We start from the raw sequence: 17,872 nt of genomic DNA on the forward strand, positions 1-17,872 counted from the left end.
ATCGCTTTCAACTGTCAGTCAACCGCTCACATCGCAGGAACGTACTTCCCGTCCTTCACGGTGAGGATGATCCGCGAGCGGTCATCGAGGCCGTAGCGGTCTTTTTCGGTCCAGTTGTAGACGCCTTGCGTTGCGACGATTTCCTTTTCGGAGATCAGCGCCTGGCGGATCGCTTCGTGGAATTCCGGCGTGCCGGGCTTGGCGGTCTTCAGCGCCACCGGGATGATGCGCTTGAGCACTTCGAACGCGTCGTAGGAATGGCCGGCGAACTGGCTGCGGCTGTTGGGGCCGTATTTGGCCTCATACGCGGCGTTGAGCGTCAGCCCCGGCTTCTTGGTCAGCGCGGTGTCGGCCTGCGTTTCCGGTGACATCACCGGGCCGGCCGACATGATCACGCCTTCCGCCGATGCGCCGGCGATGCGGATGAAGTCCATGCTGGCGGCGCCGTGGGTCTGGTAGATCAGGCCCTTGTAGCCGCGCTCGCGCAGCGCGGTCTGCGGCAGGGCTGCGGCGGTGCCGGAGGCGCCGATCAGGACCGCGTCGGGATTGGCGGCGACCAGCTTCAGCACCTGACCCGCGACCGAGGTATCCGGACGGGCAAAGCGCTCTTCGTCGACCATCGTCATGCCCATCGGCACGGCCTGGGCCTTGAAGTCGTTGACCCAGAGGTCGCCGTAGGAATCGGAGTAGCCTATATAGCCGACGGTCTTGATGGCGTGCGCCTTCATGTGCTCGTACAGCACCTTGCCCATGATCGGGATCGACTGCGGCAGGTCGACCGACCATTTGGCGCGCGCCTCGTTGATCGGGAACGGCGCCAGGCCGAAATGCGGAATGCCGGCCTCGTTCGCCACCGTGGACACCGCGATCGAGGGCGGCGTGGTGCAGGAACCCATGATGATGTCCGCCTTGGATTCGGTCACGAAGCGGCGCGCATTGGTGGTGGCCGCGGTCGGATCGCCGCCGTCATCCAGCACGATCAGCTTGAGCGGCACGCCGCCGATTTCCTTCGGCACGAAGTCGAGCGCGTTGCGTTCGGGAATGCCGAGCGCCGCAGCCGGTCCGGTCGTGGAGATCGAGATGCCGATGGTGATTTCATTGGTCTGCGCCATCACAGGCGAGCCCGGCAGCGCCAGCGCCGCCACGAGTGCGGCAGCGGACAGAAGAGCCTTCTTCATTCATTCCTCCCTTTGGGTATCTTTTTAAAGGTTTAGACCAATTTCGACGACCAATTCAGCCCCTTCTTTAGGTCATGCGCGGGCTCAAGTCAGCCCATCATAACGTCAGCCCTTCATGAACCGCTCGATGATCTCCTGCGGCATCGGAGCCGATTTCAGCCGCGCCGGGTCGTCCGGATGACGCCCGACCAGCACGCGGGTCTCGAACGCCTCGATCGCCAGTGCCTCGCCCTTGAACACCTTGTGCGTCACCTCGAAGCTTGAACGCTTGAAACTCTCGATCCGGCTTTCGATTCCGATCCAGTCACCATGGGTTGAAGGGATATGGAATTTCGCCCGCGTATCCACCATGGGAATGCCGACCAGGCCATATTTGTGGATGAGGTCCTGCTTGGAGTAGCCGGCCGCCTCGAACATGATCGAGGTCGAATCGTCGAACATCGCGAAATAGCGCGGGTAGTAGACGATGTTGGCGGGGTCGCAATCGCCCCACTGGATCTGCACGTCGCGCCGATGGACGAACATGGTTCATCCCCTAGCGCGGCGCCATGCGGAGCGCGGCATCGAGCCGTACCACTTCGCCGTTCAGGTAGGGGTTGTCGATCATGTGCAGCGCCAGCGAGGCGAATTCATCGGCTTGTCCCAGCCGCCGCGGGAACGGGATCGAGGCTGCGAGACTGTCCTGCGCCTCCTGCGGCAAATTGGCCAATAGCGGCGTCAGGAACAGGCCGGGTGCAATCGTCAGCACGCGGATGCCGAACTGCGCCAGTTCGCGCGCGATCGGCAAGGTCATCGCGACGATGCCGCCTTTCGAGGCCGAATAGGCGGACTGGCCGATCTGGCCGTCATAGGCCGCGACCGAAGCGGTCGAAATCACCACGCCGCGCTCGCCGGTCGCAAGCGGCTCCAGCTTCGACATGTCGGCGGTCGCCAGCCGCAGCATGTTGAAGGAGCCGATCAGATTGACCCTGATCACCCGGTCGAAATCGGCGAGCGCCATCGGGCCCTCTTTGCCGATCACCCGCTTGGCGACACCGATGCCGGCGCAATTCACCAGCACGCGCGCCGGGCCGTGCGCCTTGAAGGCGGCGGCGATGGCGGCTTCCGCCGAGGCGGCGTCGGAGACGTCGCAGACCACGGCGACACCCTTGATCTCGGCAGCGACGCTTTCGGCGAGTTTTGCATTGAGGTCGCAGACCGCGACCCTGGCGCCCCCTGCTGCCAGCCGGCGCGCGGTCGCAGCACCCAGTCCCGATGCGCCGCCGGTGACGATGGCGGCCTGATCCTTCAACTGCATGGTTCTCTCCTGGCGAATTAATGTTCGTTGGCTAAAGACTTATCACGTGCGCCGGCGGCGTCGGCGAATAGAGCAGATCGATCAGGCCGCTGCGATGTTCGATCACCGCGCGCTGGTTGATCGAGCCCTTGTCGGTGACTTCGCCGCGATCGATCGACAGCGGTGTGTCGAGCAGGACCGCGCGGGTAATGCGCGTCGACGACCCCGTGGCATTGGCCAGCAGCTTTTGAAACCGGTCGCGAAACGCCGCGCGTATCAAGGGATTGGACGCCGCGGCGGCGAGGTCGTCGGGCGGAAGCGCCGGATTGATCAGGCGGCAGCCGTCGAGATCGAGCACGACGAGCGCCGATATCTCGTCGCGGTTGATGCCGGCAATGACGACGTCGCGCACCAGCGGCGCGCAGGTGCCGACGAAGCGCGCACGCAGCGGACCGACGCTGACCCAGGTGCCGCTGGCGAGCTTGAAATCCTCGGCAATGCGGCCGTCGAAATCAAACCCCTTGTCGAAATCGTTGGGATCGGCGGGCTTGAGCGCGTCGCCGAATTTGTAAAAGCCCTCTTCGTCGAAGGCTTTTGCCGTCAATTCCGGCTGGCGCCAGTACCCCGGCGTGACGTTCGGCCCCCTGGCGCGAACTTCCAGCTTGCCGTTGTTCAGCAGCAGTTTAGCGTCATTGCCCAGCACGGGAAGGCCGACATGGCCGGAGCGGCTGGTCGCTGGCGTAACCGACATGAAGAACGGCGAGGTTTCGGTGGCGCCGAGGCCGGTCAGCATGGGCACGCGAAATCCGGTTTCCTGCACCGCGAGTTCATCAAGGCTGTTCCAGATGAACGGCGACAGCGCCGCACCCGAGAAGAACATCGCGTGCAGCCGTCCGAAGAACTTTGCGCGCAACGCCTTGTCGTCACGTAAATAGGGCAGCAGCGATTCATAGCCCTTGGGCACGTTGAAATAGACCGTCGGCGAGATCTCGCGCAGATTTTTCACGGTCTCCTCGATGCCGCCGGGCATCGGCTTGCCGTCGTCGAGATACATCGAGCCGCCGTTGAACAGCGTCAGCCCGATATTGTGATTGCCGCCAAAGGTGTGATTCCACGGCAGCCAGTCGACGATGACCGGCGGCTCGTCCTTCAGGAACGCCAGCGTCTCGCGCAGCATCACCTGGTTGGCGCAGATCATGCGCTGGGTGTTGATCACGGCCTTCGGGTTTCCGGTCGAGCCGGACGTCAGCAGGAATTTTGCGATCGTATCGGGGCCGACGGCGTCGTGCGCCGCGTCGAGCCGCGGGTGCTCCGGTGTCGCCAGCAAATCCGAAAGCTTGGTCACCTCGCGGCCGGGCACCGCGCCGCGCGAAGCCGCGATCTCCGTCCCAAGCGAAACGTTGACGGCAAGCGCATCGGCGAACTTGCCGGCGTCGTCGGCGAAGACGAGGCCCGGCGTCAGCAGCTTCATCAAATAGCTGAGCTTGCCGTAATCCCGCGACACCAGCGAATAGGCCGGCGATACCGGGCAGAACGGAATGCCGGCATAGAGCGCGCCGAACGTGAGCAGCGCGTGGTCGACCGAATTGCCGGAGAGAATGACGATCGGCTTGTCCGCCGAAAGCCCGCGCGCCAGCAGCGCCGATGCAATGCGCCGGGCCGAAGTCAGCAATTGCGCGTAGGTGATCTGCCGCCAGCCGCGCGTGGCGTCGCGCTCGGCCATGAACACGCGATTGGGTTCGATCCCGGCCCAATGATGCAGGCGATCGGTGATGCGCACCGGATAATCGCCTAGCCGCGCCTTCGGCCGCAGGTAGATGGTGCCGTCATCGCGGCGCTCGACGGACACCGCGGGATTGCCAAAAGATATCGCGCGCAGCGGATGGCCTTCGGCCGGTGCGGACATGTTGGGCTTGGCGCTCATGTCAGCCTGGTTTCACCTTTGCGGTCTTGCGGTCGAGAAAGGCGCGAATCCGGCGCTTTGCCTCTTTGTCGCTCTGCGCCACCGTCGCCATCAGCGATTCCATCAACAGGCCGGCCTGCGGATTGGCCTCCGCGATCATCGGCAGCGCCTGCAGCACGGCGAAATTGGTCAACGGCGCATTGGCGGCGACGCGTTCGGCCAGCTCCATCGCCTTCGGCAGCGCGCCGCCGGCTTCGGTGAGGTATTGCGAGAAACCGTAGGCCGCGCCCTCGGTCGCGGAATAGACCCGGCCCGTCAGCATCATGTCGGTCATCCGCGCCACGCCGATCAGCCGCGGCAGCCGCACCGAGCCGCCGCCGCCGACGAAAATGCCGCGCTGGCCCTCGGGCAGCGCGAAATAGGCGCTGGGCTCAGCGACCCGGATATGCGCGGCGCAGGCGAGTTCCAGCCCGCCGCCGATCACCGCGCCTCTGAGCGCGGCGATGACAGGCACACGGCTATATTGAATGCGATCGAACACCCGATGCCACATCTGCGAATGCCGCAGGCCCTCGGTGGCGTCGTGCTCGGTAAGTTCGGACAAATCGAGGCCCGACGAGAAGTGATCGCCGATGCCATGGATCACCACGGCGCCGATGTCGTCGGGCAGGCTGGAGAAGCAATCCTGGATCGCAAGGATGATGCCGTCGTTCAGCGCATTGCGCTTCGCCGGGCGGTTGAGCCCCACGGCCAGCACCGCGCCCGTCTGTTTGATCTCCAGCAATTCGGATTGACCCGCGGCGGCGGGGACGGCGTTTCCCATGGATTTATTACTTCCTTCCTAGAATAGTTATATTTTATAACTATTGGCGGCGGAGTCAATATGGCCGATTTCGTCATTGCGAGCCAACGGGTTGCGCGAACGCGCGCCCGATGACAGGCTTCCGCGAAGCAATCCACGTCGCGGCATAACGGATAGATGGATTGCTTCGTCGCAACTGCTCCTCGCAATGACGTGGTGGGATCGCGATTCAATTTCACTCTCCGCTCGTCGCCGCCCGGCAAAAGCGCGAAGCGCGTCTTCGTACCAGGTGACCGCGATCCAGTATTCCAGAGACGCAGTCAGTCAAACCCGACTTCTTCACGGGCGATGTGAGCCTCTTTATCGACGCCGAGAAGGTGGGTGAGATCAAGGACATCAAGATGGCTGGCCAATACAGCTCGATCACTGGTTACGGCCTGCTGATCGGCCGTAATACCGGGACGCCGGTCAGTCACAGTTATGAGCTGCCGTTCACCTTCACAGGCACGATCGAGAAAGTGACGATCGAAGTGGATGGACCCCCAAAGGTGAGGTGATCACCCGCCCGAAAACTGACCGGGACCAAAGAAACTAAAGAAGAACACCCTAACACGTTCCCAGCGACAATTGATGGCCAGCACCCGACACGGATCGCGACAGTCGCTGTCGCATGGCCGAAATGTCTGCTCATGGCGGCACCTTTGAGACATGCCGAGGGATGGTGACGATGTCTGTTCTTAAGGGCTAGAGCGGAAGTCGTTGCCGGGCGCCCAAACCGACGCGATTGACCATCGCGGAAGTCAGTCCGCAGCGCGCGCTTCCGCCTGCAGCAATCACCACTCTTCAGGGCCTCTTGCGACGAGTTCTATGTGACAGCGATGCTTCTATTTTGCCTCCTAGTCTGCGCAAGTATCAGTCGATTGGCCGATTCTGCATAGCGGTCCGCTTAAGAAGGAGTAGTCTGCAATCCACAGCGGCCTACTCGTTCAAGGGGCTATCTCAATTATCAAACTATCGGCCGAACTGGGAACGCTTCGCGTTAGAGAGGAAAACGGCGAACCGACGAGAGGCTTCGATTCTTGGCGGATTTGGCATCAAGGGGAGAAATTGAAATGCGCAAGATCATTGGAGTTGCAGCGTTTGTAGCCATGGTGTTCACAGCATTACCGGCATCCGCTCAACCAAATGACCCCTACGATTATCCCTACTGCCTACAAGGTAAACAGTACGGCCTCCCGGGGTTGTGTCAGTTCACAAGCTACCAGCAGTGCCAGGCTACGGCCTACGGGACATTTTCGTATTGTGGCATAAATCCTCGATTTGCATACAGATGGCAACCGCGCGGCCGACGACCTTACCAAGAGCGGTGATCGTTCTGGCACTTTTCGGACATGGCCCGATGTCCGACTTGAGTCCGTAATGCGACAGGTCTGGCTCATCCAGCGCCAGCTGAACGATCCTGTCGCGGATGACATCGGGGAATCCTGTTCCAGACCCACTTCGGTTTGAACAAAAGGGATTTCGATTGATACGAAGGCACGCAGGCAAAAAACTGTTTGGAAGCTGTTGCGAATGAATAAAGGCTGTACTTCAATGACGAACTGCGACGTCACTCCACGCTCGCCGTGTTTTTCGACCTCTCCGTGCTTTTTGCACTGCTGCTGTCATTTAGTACGGGAACACTCAATGCGCGCGACGCCGATCTCGACTCTCTCATCTTTGCGGCGGCTCAGACCGCTAATCAGCAATGCATAAGTACCTGTCGTGCGCGATATCACGACTGCCGGTCCTTGAAGCAAATACCATTTCCCGAGTGTCGGGGCATTTACCAGGATTGCACCCGCTACACTTGTAGTGCTGGTGCAGCTGGTCGACCGTCTTGGTCAGGGTTTCCGAGGTAATTGATCGCGAAGGCCGCCCGCGCTTCTCGCCCGTGCTGAGGAGGTGATCGAGTAGGGCCTACTTCCGCCATGGCACGTTTGCGAAATGCCAACTGCATCGAGCGATGTCCGCTTTCAGGGGTAACCGGGAAGACATGTGCTCATGCTGAGTTGTTCTGACTTTGACCGATTGCGGAAGTGGTCGGCGTAAAGGGCGAGCGCCATAAACCTTCGTATCGTTCCGTGACACCTTTAGATGCCGGACGATTACCCGCGTTCAATTGAGCCGCTGATCGCGATCATCTTAGGCTGCATGCGTTGGAAAAGCGCACAGGCTCATGAAGTGCGACGGTGAAAAAAGATGATCGACGAACAGCGACGATAATACCCAGAGGTGACTCCAATGTCGTTGTTCAATCTCTTCTGCCTATCAGAACGATCCGATCATTTCGTTGGAAAAAATCCGCGGCCAACTCGATTTCTGAGGACATGAACAAGGCGAAAATTCGTCGGAGCGCTGCTTCGCGGCTCGCCCAAACGGAGATCCACGATGTTGAATGGAGCAAATACGATGCGTTCCCTTTTGGCCTTAGGCCTGTTGATGACCCTGTGTGCTTCTGCAAGTGCCGCGACGGTGCATCACCCGCGACATCATGTTATCGGCCGCTCTAGCGAAGGTTTCCTGGGTTACTCTGTTCCGCGCTGGGCGTATGCAGGGGCTGGGCCTGCGGCCCACTACGACGACACCCCTAGCTACGACGATCCGTCCAAGTTTGGCGGCTCAGCGGCGTTGCCCGTTGAGAACTAGACACAGGAAACGCCGGCAAGTCCCGCAGGCACGCGCAGTTGTCGTTGTTCAATCTCTTCTGCAGAACGATCTAATCATTTCGTTGGAAAAACTCCGCGGCCAGATGGATTCTGAGGACATGAACAACGGCAGGTGTCGCTTCGAGCGTCAATTAACTTGTGAGCACCCAAGGGAAAGGAGTTATGGCCATTGAATTGCGAGGAACTGGGGGAGCGGCAAACTTCTGCTTCTGGCACTTAACGGACCTGACAGGTTCGGTCGACCATGTCGGTTCTTGGGGGCAAAGCTGACTTGGCGCTTGCGAGCCCGGACTTCTGAGTTTGAGCCAAAGCGGTCCTCAGCCACCCGCTCCCGTTTGCATTTTGGCCGTCCGGAGCCCTGGGAGGGCCGCCAGGCGGCCCTTTTGGTTTCTAGGGATGTACTCACAAAGGCGCAGATGTCGGCTTGTGGGGATAAGCTGAAATTCTCTGCTCAATCGGTGCATTACCGGCTTTGACCCTTACACGGCCAATCTCGACCATGCACACGGCCAAGACCCAAAGCGTTCGCCAGCCACAACGGAACCGTTTCCTCTTGAGGCCCATAGCTTATTACCGGCACTACGGGCCCGCCGCACGGATCGACCCGGTCGTCCTCAGGGCGATAACGATATCGTGGAACAATATAGTAATCCCAGTAAGGAGCTGTCCTTACCACGGGCACCCTGATGACAGGCCTTTCCCGTGGTTCACGAACGACTTTGGCGTTCTGCGCATGCGCTGCAACACTAAATGTCCCCAGGTTACACAGCACCAGGGCCGTTCCGAGAGCGAACGCTACGGTCATTATCCTCATGCCTTGGCCTCCTTGCCACACACAGCCTAGACCCAACTCGGACATACGGCGACGTTCGACTTCGCGCCGCTGTTGAGGGTATATCGGACATCAAAGGCACCTGATCCGCAACGTCTCATTTTATGAAGACTGGCGGCCCATCTGGCTTGGCGAAGCCGCGCGGCCCTGGGGCGGCTGGCCACCGACGATCCAGTGCATTGCAGGATCGTGACGAAGACGTCCGGCATCGTTCACATTCTCGTAGCCAGCACATGCGATATGCGATTATCTGGTTTTCGCTGGCAGGCTTGCTGCTGACCGCGTTTGCCGTCCCGCTGCGGCACCGTATGCCTGCCCCTTCCTGATGTCGGCTTCTGGCACTTAACGGACCTGACAGGTTCGGTCGACCATGTCGGTTCCTGGGGGCAAAGCTGACTTGGCGCTTGCGAGCCCGGACTTCTGAGTTTGACCCGTTGCAGAAGTGGGGGCGCGGGAGCGCTACCCCCTATGCCGAGCACCGCAGTAACATGAACGTTATCAACATTTCCGCTAAAAAGTCGGAGCCTTGATCTGGGTCAAGCATTGATGGTGTTCCCACAACGGAGAAAACCCATGAAACATGCACGAAAGACTGCCCTTGCAGCTTCTGCCTTCACGTGTGCGGCATTGTTGTCCTTCGGTTGGTCTGAGCAAGGTGGCATCTCGCTGTCAATCGAGAGCGCCCAGGCGCGGGTGGGTCGCCCGCTAACCCCCGTGAGCGTTGCGGGTGTTGCGCGCCGGCAGACGCGGCGGGCTGTTTACGGCGCCGGTGTCGTCGGCGCAGGCGCCGCAGCGGTCGGCACGGCTGCCGCGATCGGCACGGCTGGCGCGGTCGCGGCCACCTCACCTAACTGGGGATGGGGAGGCAACCCCTACCAAACAGGCACAGGTTACTACGCAGGTGGTCCTTACTACGGTGGGAGTGTTCGGGGCGCCAGGGCGGCCTACTACGGCGGTTACCCGTCCGCAGCGTGGGGCGGTGTGAGTAGCAGCGACCGCGCCCAGTATATCAAAAATCTACACGACTCAGGGTATGATCCGAAGGGCAACTTCAACGCGAACGGGACCATCAAGACGAATTAGCGTCTGGTCTCGTCGTTCAAATAGTAGCACCCCTCACTACGCAGTGAGGGCCTACTATGCGGGCGGCCCCTGGTACGGCTACAGCGGGTGGGATGACTACCAGGCGCGCAACGCCCATCGGGCAAGCCCGGTACCATGACCAAGCTTGACGACGGACAGATGTACACCTTCCAGTGAGCATACGAGAGATGAAACGAGGCGGCTCCAAAGCCGCCTCGGAGCGCGTCGTCAGACCGAGGTCGCCGTCAACACATAAGTCCGATTTTGGTACGTTTGAGACATGCCGCCGTGGTCGCTCTATATCCGTTGTTGGGGGCAGAGCGGAAACATATGCTCCCATTGAGATTTCAGCTTTTGACCCCATTGCTGACTTCACCTGGCAGGAATATCCTCTCGTGGTCGGATCGTTCCACGCTCTCGCCGTGGGAGGTCACCATGTTTGAGGTAGACCAGTTCGTGGCCGACTGTCGCGCAGCCTTTGCCGAAGATCCAACGCACAAGTCGGTACGGGAGGTACTAGCACGTGCGGTATCTGATCCTGTCGGTGTCCTCAGGGGATTAGGCGAGCCAAAGCGTGCTGAAATCCGTACGCTGTTTCACTCGCCTTCTCTCACCATCATCAATGTCGTATGGGCACCGATGATGACGGTGATGCCCCACAATCATCGCATGTGGGCCGTAATCGGCATCTATTCGGGTCGGGAGGACAACATCTTCTGGCGGCGTGTTCGTGAAACGCCAAATAAGATCGAGGCGGTTAGTGCCAAAGCACTATGCGAGGGAAGCGCCGAACCGTTGGGCACCGACATCATCCACTCGGTTCTTAACCCGATCGATCGGCTGACCGGTGCTATCCACATCTATGGCGGAGACTTTTTCGGCGCCGAGCGGAGCGAGTGGGACTCTCTGACCCTGCTTGAGCATCACTCCGACGGTGAACGAACCCGACGCATGTTCGAAGAAGCCAACGCTCGTTTCGAGGCAAGCAAGCGCGTCCTTGGAAGCTGAAGCGCGCGGATGCGGGCCGATCACCGCTCGTGGCACCAACCGGATCAAACGGGCCGGTCTGATGATGTCCGTTGATCGGGGTAGACCGGAAGTGACCGGCGGATGGTCGAAGTGACGCGAATGACCCCCGAAGCGGACATCGGGTGAGTCCGGTTGTGCCATTTCCCGCTCGACGGCCAGCGAAAAGTGCTAGGTTTTTGCGTGGGGGGACGCACCGGACATTTGTCAAATGGATCGATATCCAGGAGGTCAATTCCCCTATGCGGCGTTCTTCTGGCCTGCGCTCGTCGCTGCATCAGCCGCAGAAACCGCCTCGTCCGTCGCGGCGCATCTGCTGGGATTGTCGGCCGATGCCGATGGCGCCCGCACTGCGCAAGAGCCGGAAGGAGCCACGCCAAGCAGGATTGCGCTGGAGCTGCGCACAGTCCGGCTCCGTGACTTTACTGTGGTCAACAGCGGCGTTCCCACCCTGCTGTGCCCACCGCTCGCGCTGCATGGAGCCGCTATTGCCGACCTTGCAGCCGGACACAGTCTCGTTGCCGCGCTCCGTGGTGCCGGAATTGAACGACTGTTCGTGGCCGATTGGCGCTCAGCCAGCGCTGACATGCGATTTCTCGGAATTGACGAATATCTTGCCGAACTCAATGTCCTTGTCGATCATGTCGGTGGCCTGGTTGATCTCGTGGGGCTGTGCCAGGGGGGCTGGTTATCCCTGGTCTATGCGGGACGATTCCCAGCCAAGGTACGCAAGCTTGTGATGGCCGGCGCGCCGGTTGATATTGCCGCGCAGCAATCCGGTTTGTCGGCTATCGCCGAGGCGACTCCCCTGATCATGTTTGAGAACCTGGTGAATTTCGGCGATGGTCGCGTTATCGGCCGCAATATCGCGCCGTTTTGGGGCAACGAGACTGACGCAAACGATATTCGCGAATCTCTCCAGATCCTTCAGCCGATCGGCTCGGCAGAATTCACGCGGCTCGAAGCCATCTTCAAGGACTGGAACTCCTGGACGATCGACGTTCCCGGAAAATACTATCTCGAAGTTGTCGAGAAGCTATACAAGCGCAACGAACTCGCCCGCGGAAGCTTCGTCGCCCTGGGGCAAAGGATCGACCTCTCGCGGCTGCTGCTTCCGATGTATCTTCTGGCCGGGAGCGCCGACAACGTGGTCGCCCCGGAACAATTGCTCGCCGTGGAGCGGCTGGTGGGAACGCAGCCGGAATCTCTTCGCCACGCGGTCGCCCCGTGCGGTCATCTAAGCCTGTTCATGGGGAGGCGGACGCTTGAAGCGTATTGGCCGGGAATTGTGCGTTGGATGAAGGAAGCTGGTTGAGTGAGCCTGGCCGCTTCCGCTGATGGACCCAAACTGGCATTCCGGGCGCATCTCCCCCGGCGCCGATCAGCAACTCCCGCTTGTCCTCGCCGGCGCCGCTCGTCGCTTCGACGGCATTGATGATCCAAGTTGAGGATCACCTGTTGCAGTTGGACCCGATCGCAGTGTGCTGGCATTGATGCTTGCGCGGACGCGCATCTAGGGCGGCTTCATCGACTGAGCGGCTGCCAGAAGGTTATGTGGGTGCACATGGATGACGCCGCCGTGCGGACTATCAAGATCGGCGATCAGAAAAAACGCGATGGATACGACGACCGGCAGGATGAACAGGAAGAGCTCCCCTTTGCGACGCTCGCCATAGCCGACCAGGAGGTTACAGGCGACTGCCATCAGGGCCATCATCGCCCATGCGCCGACGGGTATCCGGTTTCACCAGGCAGCCTTCGTGTAGCCCTGCGAATTGAGCACATCGTTCATGCCGGAGATCGCAAGCGCCGTCGTCGGGGTGGGGTGGCTGGCCGCTGCAGGGCTCACCACAACCCAAAGCGCGTCTTGTACACTTGCCGTCTGTTGTCCAATTTCCGCAGCGATACGCGTGTCGCTTTCTTCATAGAAAGCAATGCGCAGATCGAGATATTTCCTCAATAATTCGCGCGTGCGCGCACCGGTGTCCCCCCGGCAACAGATCGGCACGCAGATATTCCGTGCCGATGGCATTGGCTTCGGCCTCCTCCAGGGTCTTGCGCTGGTCGTAGCGGCTAACCGCCATTGAGAACGTAAAGCCGATGATCAGCGCGAGAAGCGTGAAGGTCGCAGCCTGGACGGTGTTAAAATTTGTGACGTTCACCCTGCCTGAAAACATGCGCACGCTTGCGAAGGACATCGCCGATATGGGCCGCAAGGCCTTGCGCAAGGAGGGCGAGCGCGAAGACGGCAAACGGACTATCGAAAGGGGCGGACATCTACCAGTCCGATGGGGAAATAAGGGCGGAGCCGCGCCGGACGTTTTCCGCTTTTCTTGCTCCCGGCCAAGGTGGACCCTATCGACCGCCCAGCCTTGACCTAGGTCAATCAAGATTTAGCGGATCAAACCGCCGAACTCGCCGAACTTCGGGACTGCCTTCTGACTTGACCCTGCCCAAGTCAAGTTGTCGACTGCAACCATGCTTCGCACTTTTCGCCTGCGCAGGCGGATGAACCACCCGCGCAGGTTTAACTGCGCTTACGTCGATTCTGATCGAGCCGCAGTCTCTGCGCTCTCATGCGCTTTATTTCTTCATTCAGCGCATCAGTCTTTTCATCGAGCGCCGCATCTTTCGATTTCGCCTCGCTTTCACGCAGCTTTTTGAGGGCTTTCTCAACGGAGAGTTTCGTGGTTTCAGCCATGATAACCCCTCAATTTAAGGCACACCGATAAGCGCGCCGCTAGCGGTCGCAAATCGTTCGGCCTCGATGTCGACGTGTGCTCGCACCCCGATGAGGGAGCCAAACAAACTCGCCGAAAGCGCGCGCGGTCCCGTACTTGAGTGCACACTAGTCGACATGAGATCACGGATTTCTGCCGCGCACCATTGTCCTCACGGGCTGCTAATAGGGCAGCGGCGCTGCCTGTTCCGCGCCCACCAAAGCACCGGTCCATCGACAGACCGCGGAACGTCGGCGGTGAGGCCCTGCTGCGCCGCGGTCCACCATGCTGATGAGCACATCAGTACGGATACTGTCGTTGCGGGCACACCCAATTGCCGTAGGTGTCATAGGAGCAGTTATTATTGTAGTTATTGTAATAGCCATAGGCTCCCGCCGCTGCGGCTCCGGCGGCTGCACCATAAGCTGCACCGCGCCAACCCGGATAATACCCTCCCGGGTAACCCGCAATCGGACGGCCCGGGCGTCCTGCAATCGGACGACCAGGGTAGCCCGGTCGACCCGGACGACCCGCTATCGGATGCGTGGGCCGAACACCTCCTGCGACGCGATAGCCGTGTCCGCCGTGAATACGCCCGGCGTGAACGGCACCGCCGTGGAAGCCGCCAGCGCGCATGCCGCCTCCGTGAAATCCTCCGCCTCGAAACCCACCACCGCCACCGCCGCGACGAGCAAAGGCGTCGTCGGGAACGAGGCTGGCGCTAACCAGAACGAGCGCTGCCACAGCAGCAAGAATGTAGCGAAGCATGGCGTTCCTCCGTTATTTTGGGGTGCCGTGCATTGTTCAATGCGATGCCGCGCAATCGGCACCCGGCGATAAATTTCGCCTCCCACCGAGTTCCGAATTGACCTAGATCAAACCCCTGTCATTGATCCCTCGCGTACCCGATCGGGACGGTGCCCTCACAGCCATCCGCGCTGCCGTCAACGATGCGGACAAATGCGGTTCGGTAACCGCTGCCGAGAACTTCTATTTTGCTGCGTTGGGGCGCCTTGCACATCAGCAAAGGCTCGATCACGCCTTCTTTGAAAAGGCCGGTGCTTGCCAACCTGTTGAAGCGACGCAGCGCATCGGCATCCCTAAAAACTCCAACCGTCGCCGCGCCAAGGCCTCGGGCAGCCTCACCTTCGCTGCGATGCAGTAGCGCTATGGCGGCAGACCGTCCGTCGAAATTGGTACAGCTTCCCTGTCTCGCAGGATGGTCAGGCTGACCAACAAGACCCACAACGGAAACACGAGCAGGCCCCAACTGAAATAGGAGCTTCCAATCAGGAGTACGACCGCAATGACGTATCCCCCGATTGCGAGCCAGCGCGGCGTCAGACGGGTGTAGATGGCAATGGTCGACGTCGTGATCATGAAGACCGCCGCGGTTTTGACCAGGTAAATGTTGATCATCCCGTAGGCCAACCCTCGACCGAAATGAAACGTGGCGGAGTGCACAAGCGCTTCGGGCGCCGCATGGAACGCGACAATGATCGCGCCAACGACCGCAGCGGCAGCGAACAGCATAGCTAGCAGCAAAAATCCGCTGCCCAGGAACACCGTCGCGAAAAATCGGTCTTCGCGGGCACCAAGTCTGTCACGAAGCACTCCCACGAACCAAAGAAAGGCTACCCCCGCGAAAGGCACAAGGTTCATGGCGAGCGCCACATACGTCGTATCCTCCGCGAGCCAGGCACCCGGCTCAAAGGGATCAGACGGCACCGAAAGCCGCATGAGCCCGAACACGGCGAACAACAGCACCGAAAATATGATACCCGCGAAGGCTGCGGCCCTTGGGGTTCTCAGATAGGCGCCGGTCAAACTCGGTTGGCTCGAAATCATCGCGAAACTCCCACGGGACGGTTTCAGACACTGTCGTGGATGAGAGAGGCGTCGCGTTGGATCGTGCCGGCCTGGCCTGGATGCGAGGCATCGAGTGCCGAAGAGCGGGCGCGCATCGGTAGATTGCCATTAACCGGCTGACACGAGCGTCAAGATCGCGCCGGCTGGGCGTCAGGTGGTTTCTTCACGATCTGGAAGCCCCCAGCGTCCAGTTCCCGCATTATCACTCTGGTCAGATGCGCGCATTCCTCCGGCATGATCCAGTTGGGGCTTCTCCACTCCGGATCGCCTTCTTTCGGGTAGCTGTCAAAGGCCGAACGAATGGCAGCCATTATGACATCCGCGGCTTCCAACATTGGGACCTCCATTTGTCGAGAGCAAAGGCAATCGCCACAACCAACGGCTTGATCTATGTCAAGCCGACGGCCTTCGCCGCTTGTCATCGCGCATCAATGGCGTACGCCGCCAGGCGTTCGGACAAGCCGGAGCGATCTGCCGCAAGAGGCTCGGGCCAGATCGTCTGCAATGTGCAGGGCTGCCGGCCGATCAAAAAAGGGATGTCGCGTCGAAATCGTCGGCGCGTTCAACGAAGAAGCCTGCAACTGGCGAACGCGGCGGGTTCGAGCAGCGATCCCTTGCTTGCTTCGCGAGCCGCGGGACGGTGATGCCAACTCCGGCAACCGGGGCGCCGAGCCAGAAACTTACAGCACCTGATGCACGTCGATAACGACGCGGTCGGCGTGGCGGGCGGCTGACGCCACGAACAGGTTTTCCATCAGCCAGCGGTATTTCGCGGCCCCGGTCTCGAATTTCGGCACGGTGCGGCAATAGATCAGCTTTGGATCGACCGGCTCGCCGCGCTTGAGCTTCTGCAGCAGATCGACGGGCCCGAACCGAATGCCCTTGTTCTCGACATAGACCACCGCGCCGTCGTCGGTCTCGAAGGCATATCTGGCCTCGAGCTCGATCAGCTCGTTCGGCCGGATGATCTGAAAATCCGCACCGAACGCGCAGACTTTTCCGTTGATGCCTTCGCCCCTCACCTCACCGCCGGTGATCGGGATGATGCGGCGAACGCCATGACCGGTCTCGCCGGCGGTCGTCACTTCGCCGATGCGGGCGGTGATGGTGAACACGTATCTGGTTTCGAGCACGGGCGTCATCGCGCTAATGAACCCCCGACATCATGCGTTGCGGCAGCCAGGTCGCCAGCAACGGAAAGGCGATCAGGATGACCAGACGAACGAGGTCGGTCGCCACGAACGGCAGCACGCCCTTGAAGATCGTGGAGAACGACACGTCCTTGACCACGCTCTTGATGACAAAGACGTTCATGCCGACCGGCGGATGGATCAGGCCAAGCTCCACCGTCATCACGATGATGACGCCGAACCAGATCGGGTCGAAGCCGAGATGCGAGATCACCGGAAAGATGATCGGCACCGTCAGGATGATCATCGCCATCGCGTCCATCAGGCAGCCGAGCACCAGATACATCACCATGATCAGCGCCAGCACGCCGTAGGGGCCGAGCCCGAGGCCGGTCAGAAACTCCGTCACCTTTTGCGGGGTCTGCGTCACCGTGAGGAAATATCCGAAGATCAAGGCGCCGATCAGCACGGTGAACACCGCGGCCGCGGTGCGGGTCGCCTGCAACAGCGAATTGAGGATTTTTTCCTTGTCGAGCCGCCCGGTGAGCAGCCCGATCAGGAACGCCCCGGTGGCGCCGACGCCGCCGGCTTCGGTCGGCGTAAAGCGCGGCAGGAACGGCAGCCCGTAAAGCCCGCCGATCACGAACACGAACAGCAGCACCGGCGCCCAGATATTTTTCAGGCCCGCGAAGCGTTCGCGCCAGCTGGTTTGCTTGCCGGTCGGCAGAAAGCCCGGCCGCAAATATCCGATCAGCGCGATCGTGATCATGTACATGGTCATCGCGAGCAGGCCGGGAATGATGCCGGCGATGAACAGTTTTCCGATGTCCTGCTCGGTGATGATGCCGTAGACCGCAAGCACGGTGGACGGCGGCAGCATCGCCCCCAGCGTGCCGCCGGCCGCGATCACGCCGGTGGCAAAGGACTGCGGATAGCCGAAGCGGCGCATCTCGGGATACGCGACGGCCGAGAACGTCGCGGCGGTCGCGACCGACGAGCCGCAGATCGCGGCAAAGCCGCCGCACGCCGCCACCGTGGCAATGCCGAGCCCGCCGCGCAGATGTCCGACAAAGCCGTTGGCGGCGCGGAACAGCTCGCGGCTCATGCCGGAATTGCTGACCAGCGTGCCCATCAGCAGGAACATCGGAATCACGCCGAAGGTGTAGTCGGTCACCGTGCGCATCGAGGTCTGGCCGACCAGTTTCAGCGCCGGCGAGAAGCCGACGAGATAACCGAAGCCGGTGACGCCGACGAGGCCCATCGCCATGCCCACCGGCACGCGCAGCAGCATCAGGGTGAACAGTGCGATGAAGCCGAGAACGGCGACGGCGTCGGTGCTCATGCC

General features: G+C 60.7%; 19 protein-coding genes and 1 pseudogene. 6 read left to right on the plus strand and 14 right to left on the minus strand.

What is annotated here, in order from left to right:
• Positions 1 to 26: 26 nt before the first annotated feature.
• The 5 genes from V1289_RS16750 to V1289_RS16770 form a co-directional block, all read right to left on the minus strand.
• Entirely contained in the window at positions 27 to 1,178 is a 1,152-nt protein-coding gene (locus V1289_RS16750; RefSeq protein ID WP_334397919.1) for an ABC transporter substrate-binding protein, read from the minus strand.
• Between the two features lie 105 nt (positions 1,179 to 1,283).
• The gene (locus V1289_RS16755) at positions 1,284 to 1,703 is read right to left on the minus strand and encodes an acyl-CoA thioesterase (protein ID WP_334397920.1); all 420 of its coding nucleotides are present in this window, start codon (positions 1,701 to 1,703) and stop codon (positions 1,284 to 1,286) included.
• Between the two features lie 10 nt (positions 1,704 to 1,713).
• Complete coding sequence (locus V1289_RS16760) at positions 1,714 to 2,475, minus strand: SDR family NAD(P)-dependent oxidoreductase (protein ID WP_334397921.1); 762 nt, start codon at positions 2,473 to 2,475, stop codon at positions 1,714 to 1,716.
• Between the two features lie 31 nt (positions 2,476 to 2,506).
• On the minus strand, positions 2,507 to 4,378 hold the full coding sequence (locus tag V1289_RS16765) for a feruloyl-CoA synthase (protein WP_334397922.1): 1,872 nt from the start codon (positions 4,376 to 4,378) through the stop codon (positions 2,507 to 2,509).
• Between the two features lies 1 nt (position 4,379).
• Complete coding sequence (locus tag V1289_RS16770) at positions 4,380 to 5,180, minus strand: crotonase/enoyl-CoA hydratase family protein (protein WP_334397923.1); 801 nt, start codon at positions 5,178 to 5,180, stop codon at positions 4,380 to 4,382.
• Positions 5,181 to 5,509: 329 nt separating this feature from the next.
• Here V1289_RS16770 and V1289_RS16775 point away from each other — a divergent pair, with 329 nt between their 5' ends.
• From V1289_RS16775 to V1289_RS16795, 5 genes and pseudogenes are all read left to right on the plus strand, one after another.
• Positions 5,510 to 5,716, plus strand: a complete 207-nt coding sequence (locus V1289_RS16775; protein WP_334397924.1) for a hypothetical protein — start codon at positions 5,510 to 5,512, stop codon at positions 5,714 to 5,716.
• 555 nt (positions 5,717 to 6,271) lie between these two features.
• Positions 6,272 to 6,529 carry a DUF3551 domain-containing protein gene (locus V1289_RS16780; protein WP_334397925.1) on the plus strand — a complete coding sequence of 86 codons (258 nt, stop codon included), beginning with the start codon at positions 6,272 to 6,274 and terminating at the stop codon, positions 6,527 to 6,529.
• A 2,743-nt stretch (positions 6,530 to 9,272) separates the two neighbouring features.
• A pseudogene (locus V1289_RS16785) lies at positions 9,273 to 9,456 on the plus strand (hypothetical protein); the annotation flags it as partial.
• Positions 9,457 to 10,217: 761 nt separating this feature from the next.
• Positions 10,218 to 10,790, plus strand: a complete 573-nt coding sequence (locus V1289_RS16790; RefSeq protein WP_334397926.1) for a hypothetical protein — start codon at positions 10,218 to 10,220, stop codon at positions 10,788 to 10,790.
• A 340-nt stretch (positions 10,791 to 11,130) separates the two neighbouring features.
• Complete coding sequence (locus tag V1289_RS16795) at positions 11,131 to 12,123, plus strand: alpha/beta fold hydrolase (protein ID WP_334397927.1); 993 nt, start codon at positions 11,131 to 11,133, stop codon at positions 12,121 to 12,123.
• 198 nt (positions 12,124 to 12,321) lie between these two features.
• On the opposite strand, the gene V1289_RS16800 is transcribed toward V1289_RS16795, so the two are convergent.
• From V1289_RS16800 to V1289_RS49755, 5 genes are all read right to left on the minus strand, one after another.
• Positions 12,322 to 12,525, minus strand: coding sequence for a hypothetical protein (locus V1289_RS16800; RefSeq protein ID WP_334397928.1), 204 nt, complete (start codon positions 12,523 to 12,525; stop codon positions 12,322 to 12,324).
• A 27-nt stretch (positions 12,526 to 12,552) separates the two neighbouring features.
• Positions 12,553 to 12,768, minus strand: a complete 216-nt coding sequence (locus tag V1289_RS16805; RefSeq protein WP_334397929.1) for a hypothetical protein — start codon at positions 12,766 to 12,768, stop codon at positions 12,553 to 12,555.
• Positions 12,731 to 13,036, minus strand: a complete 306-nt coding sequence (locus V1289_RS16810; RefSeq protein ID WP_334397930.1) for a hypothetical protein — start codon at positions 13,034 to 13,036, stop codon at positions 12,731 to 12,733. The genes V1289_RS16805 and V1289_RS16810 overlap by 38 nt, the downstream gene beginning before the upstream one ends.
• A 299-nt stretch (positions 13,037 to 13,335) precedes the next feature.
• The gene (locus V1289_RS16815; RefSeq protein ID WP_334397931.1) at positions 13,336 to 13,509 is read right to left on the minus strand and encodes a hypothetical protein; all 174 of its coding nucleotides are present in this window, start codon (positions 13,507 to 13,509) and stop codon (positions 13,336 to 13,338) included.
• 552 nt (positions 13,510 to 14,061) lie between these two features.
• Complete coding sequence (locus tag V1289_RS49755; protein ID WP_442896018.1) at positions 14,062 to 14,280, minus strand: hypothetical protein; 219 nt, start codon at positions 14,278 to 14,280, stop codon at positions 14,062 to 14,064.
• Between the two features lie 137 nt (positions 14,281 to 14,417).
• Between V1289_RS49755 and V1289_RS16825 the strand changes: the two genes are divergently transcribed.
• A complete protein-coding gene (locus V1289_RS16825) occupies positions 14,418 to 14,693 on the plus strand; it encodes a hypothetical protein (RefSeq protein WP_334397932.1) in 276 nt (91 codons plus the stop codon).
• A gap of 2 nt (positions 14,694 to 14,695) precedes the next feature.
• Here V1289_RS16825 and V1289_RS16830 read toward each other — a convergent pair whose 3' ends face one another.
• From V1289_RS16830 to V1289_RS16845, 4 genes are all read right to left on the minus strand, one after another.
• Positions 14,696 to 15,355: a hypothetical protein gene (locus V1289_RS16830; RefSeq protein WP_334397933.1), complete on the minus strand. Its 660-nt coding sequence runs from the start codon at positions 15,353 to 15,355 to the stop codon at positions 14,696 to 14,698.
• 170 nt (positions 15,356 to 15,525) lie between these two features.
• Positions 15,526 to 15,732 (minus strand): hypothetical protein, encoded by a 207-nt coding sequence (locus tag V1289_RS16835; RefSeq protein ID WP_334397934.1) that lies wholly within the window; start codon positions 15,730 to 15,732, stop codon positions 15,526 to 15,528.
• Positions 15,733 to 16,077: 345 nt separating this feature from the next.
• The gene (locus tag V1289_RS16840) at positions 16,078 to 16,539 is read right to left on the minus strand and encodes a DUF3237 domain-containing protein (RefSeq protein ID WP_334397935.1); all 462 of its coding nucleotides are present in this window, start codon (positions 16,537 to 16,539) and stop codon (positions 16,078 to 16,080) included.
• A gap of 4 nt (positions 16,540 to 16,543) precedes the next feature.
• Positions 16,544 to 17,869, minus strand: coding sequence for a TRAP transporter large permease (locus tag V1289_RS16845; RefSeq protein ID WP_334397936.1), 1,326 nt, complete (start codon positions 17,867 to 17,869; stop codon positions 16,544 to 16,546).
• Between the last annotated feature and the right edge of the window lie 3 nt (positions 17,870 to 17,872).

Source organism: Bradyrhizobium sp. AZCC 2289, from assembly GCF_036924615.1.
Lineage (GTDB): Bacteria > Pseudomonadota > Alphaproteobacteria > Rhizobiales > Xanthobacteraceae > Bradyrhizobium.

What these genes read in the sequence shown, in the direction of transcription:
- V1289_RS16800 (WP_334397928.1), bottom strand. Translation starts at nt 12,525, where the DNA reads ATGATGGCCCTGATGGCAGTCGCCTGTAACCTCCTGGTCGGCTATGGC.
- V1289_RS16840 (WP_334397935.1), bottom strand. Translation starts at nt 16,539, where the DNA reads ATGACGCCCGTGCTCGAAACCAGATACGTGTTCACCATCACCGCCCGC.
- V1289_RS16770 (WP_334397923.1), bottom strand. Translation starts at nt 5,180, where the DNA reads ATGGGAAACGCCGTCCCCGCCGCCGCGGGTCAATCCGAATTGCTGGAG.
- V1289_RS16750 (WP_334397919.1), bottom strand. Translation starts at nt 1,178, where the DNA reads ATGAAGAAGGCTCTTCTGTCCGCTGCCGCACTCGTGGCGGCGCTGGCG.
- V1289_RS16815 (WP_334397931.1), bottom strand. Translation starts at nt 13,509, where the DNA reads ATGGCTGAAACCACGAAACTCTCCGTTGAGAAAGCCCTCAAAAAGCTG.
- V1289_RS16760 (WP_334397921.1), bottom strand. Translation starts at nt 2,475, where the DNA reads ATGCAGTTGAAGGATCAGGCCGCCATCGTCACCGGCGGCGCATCGGGA.
- V1289_RS16780 (WP_334397925.1), top strand. Translation starts at nt 6,272, where the DNA reads ATGCGCAAGATCATTGGAGTTGCAGCGTTTGTAGCCATGGTGTTCACA.
- V1289_RS16845 (WP_334397936.1), bottom strand. Translation starts at nt 17,869, where the DNA reads ATGAGCACCGACGCCGTCGCCGTTCTCGGCTTCATCGCACTGTTCACC.
- V1289_RS16755 (WP_334397920.1), bottom strand. Translation starts at nt 1,703, where the DNA reads ATGTTCGTCCATCGGCGCGACGTGCAGATCCAGTGGGGCGATTGCGAC.
- V1289_RS16765 (WP_334397922.1), bottom strand. Translation starts at nt 4,378, where the DNA reads ATGAGCGCCAAGCCCAACATGTCCGCACCGGCCGAAGGCCATCCGCTG.
- V1289_RS16835 (WP_334397934.1), bottom strand. Translation starts at nt 15,732, where the DNA reads ATGTTGGAAGCCGCGGATGTCATAATGGCTGCCATTCGTTCGGCCTTT.
- V1289_RS16790 (WP_334397926.1), top strand. Translation starts at nt 10,218, where the DNA reads ATGTTTGAGGTAGACCAGTTCGTGGCCGACTGTCGCGCAGCCTTTGCC.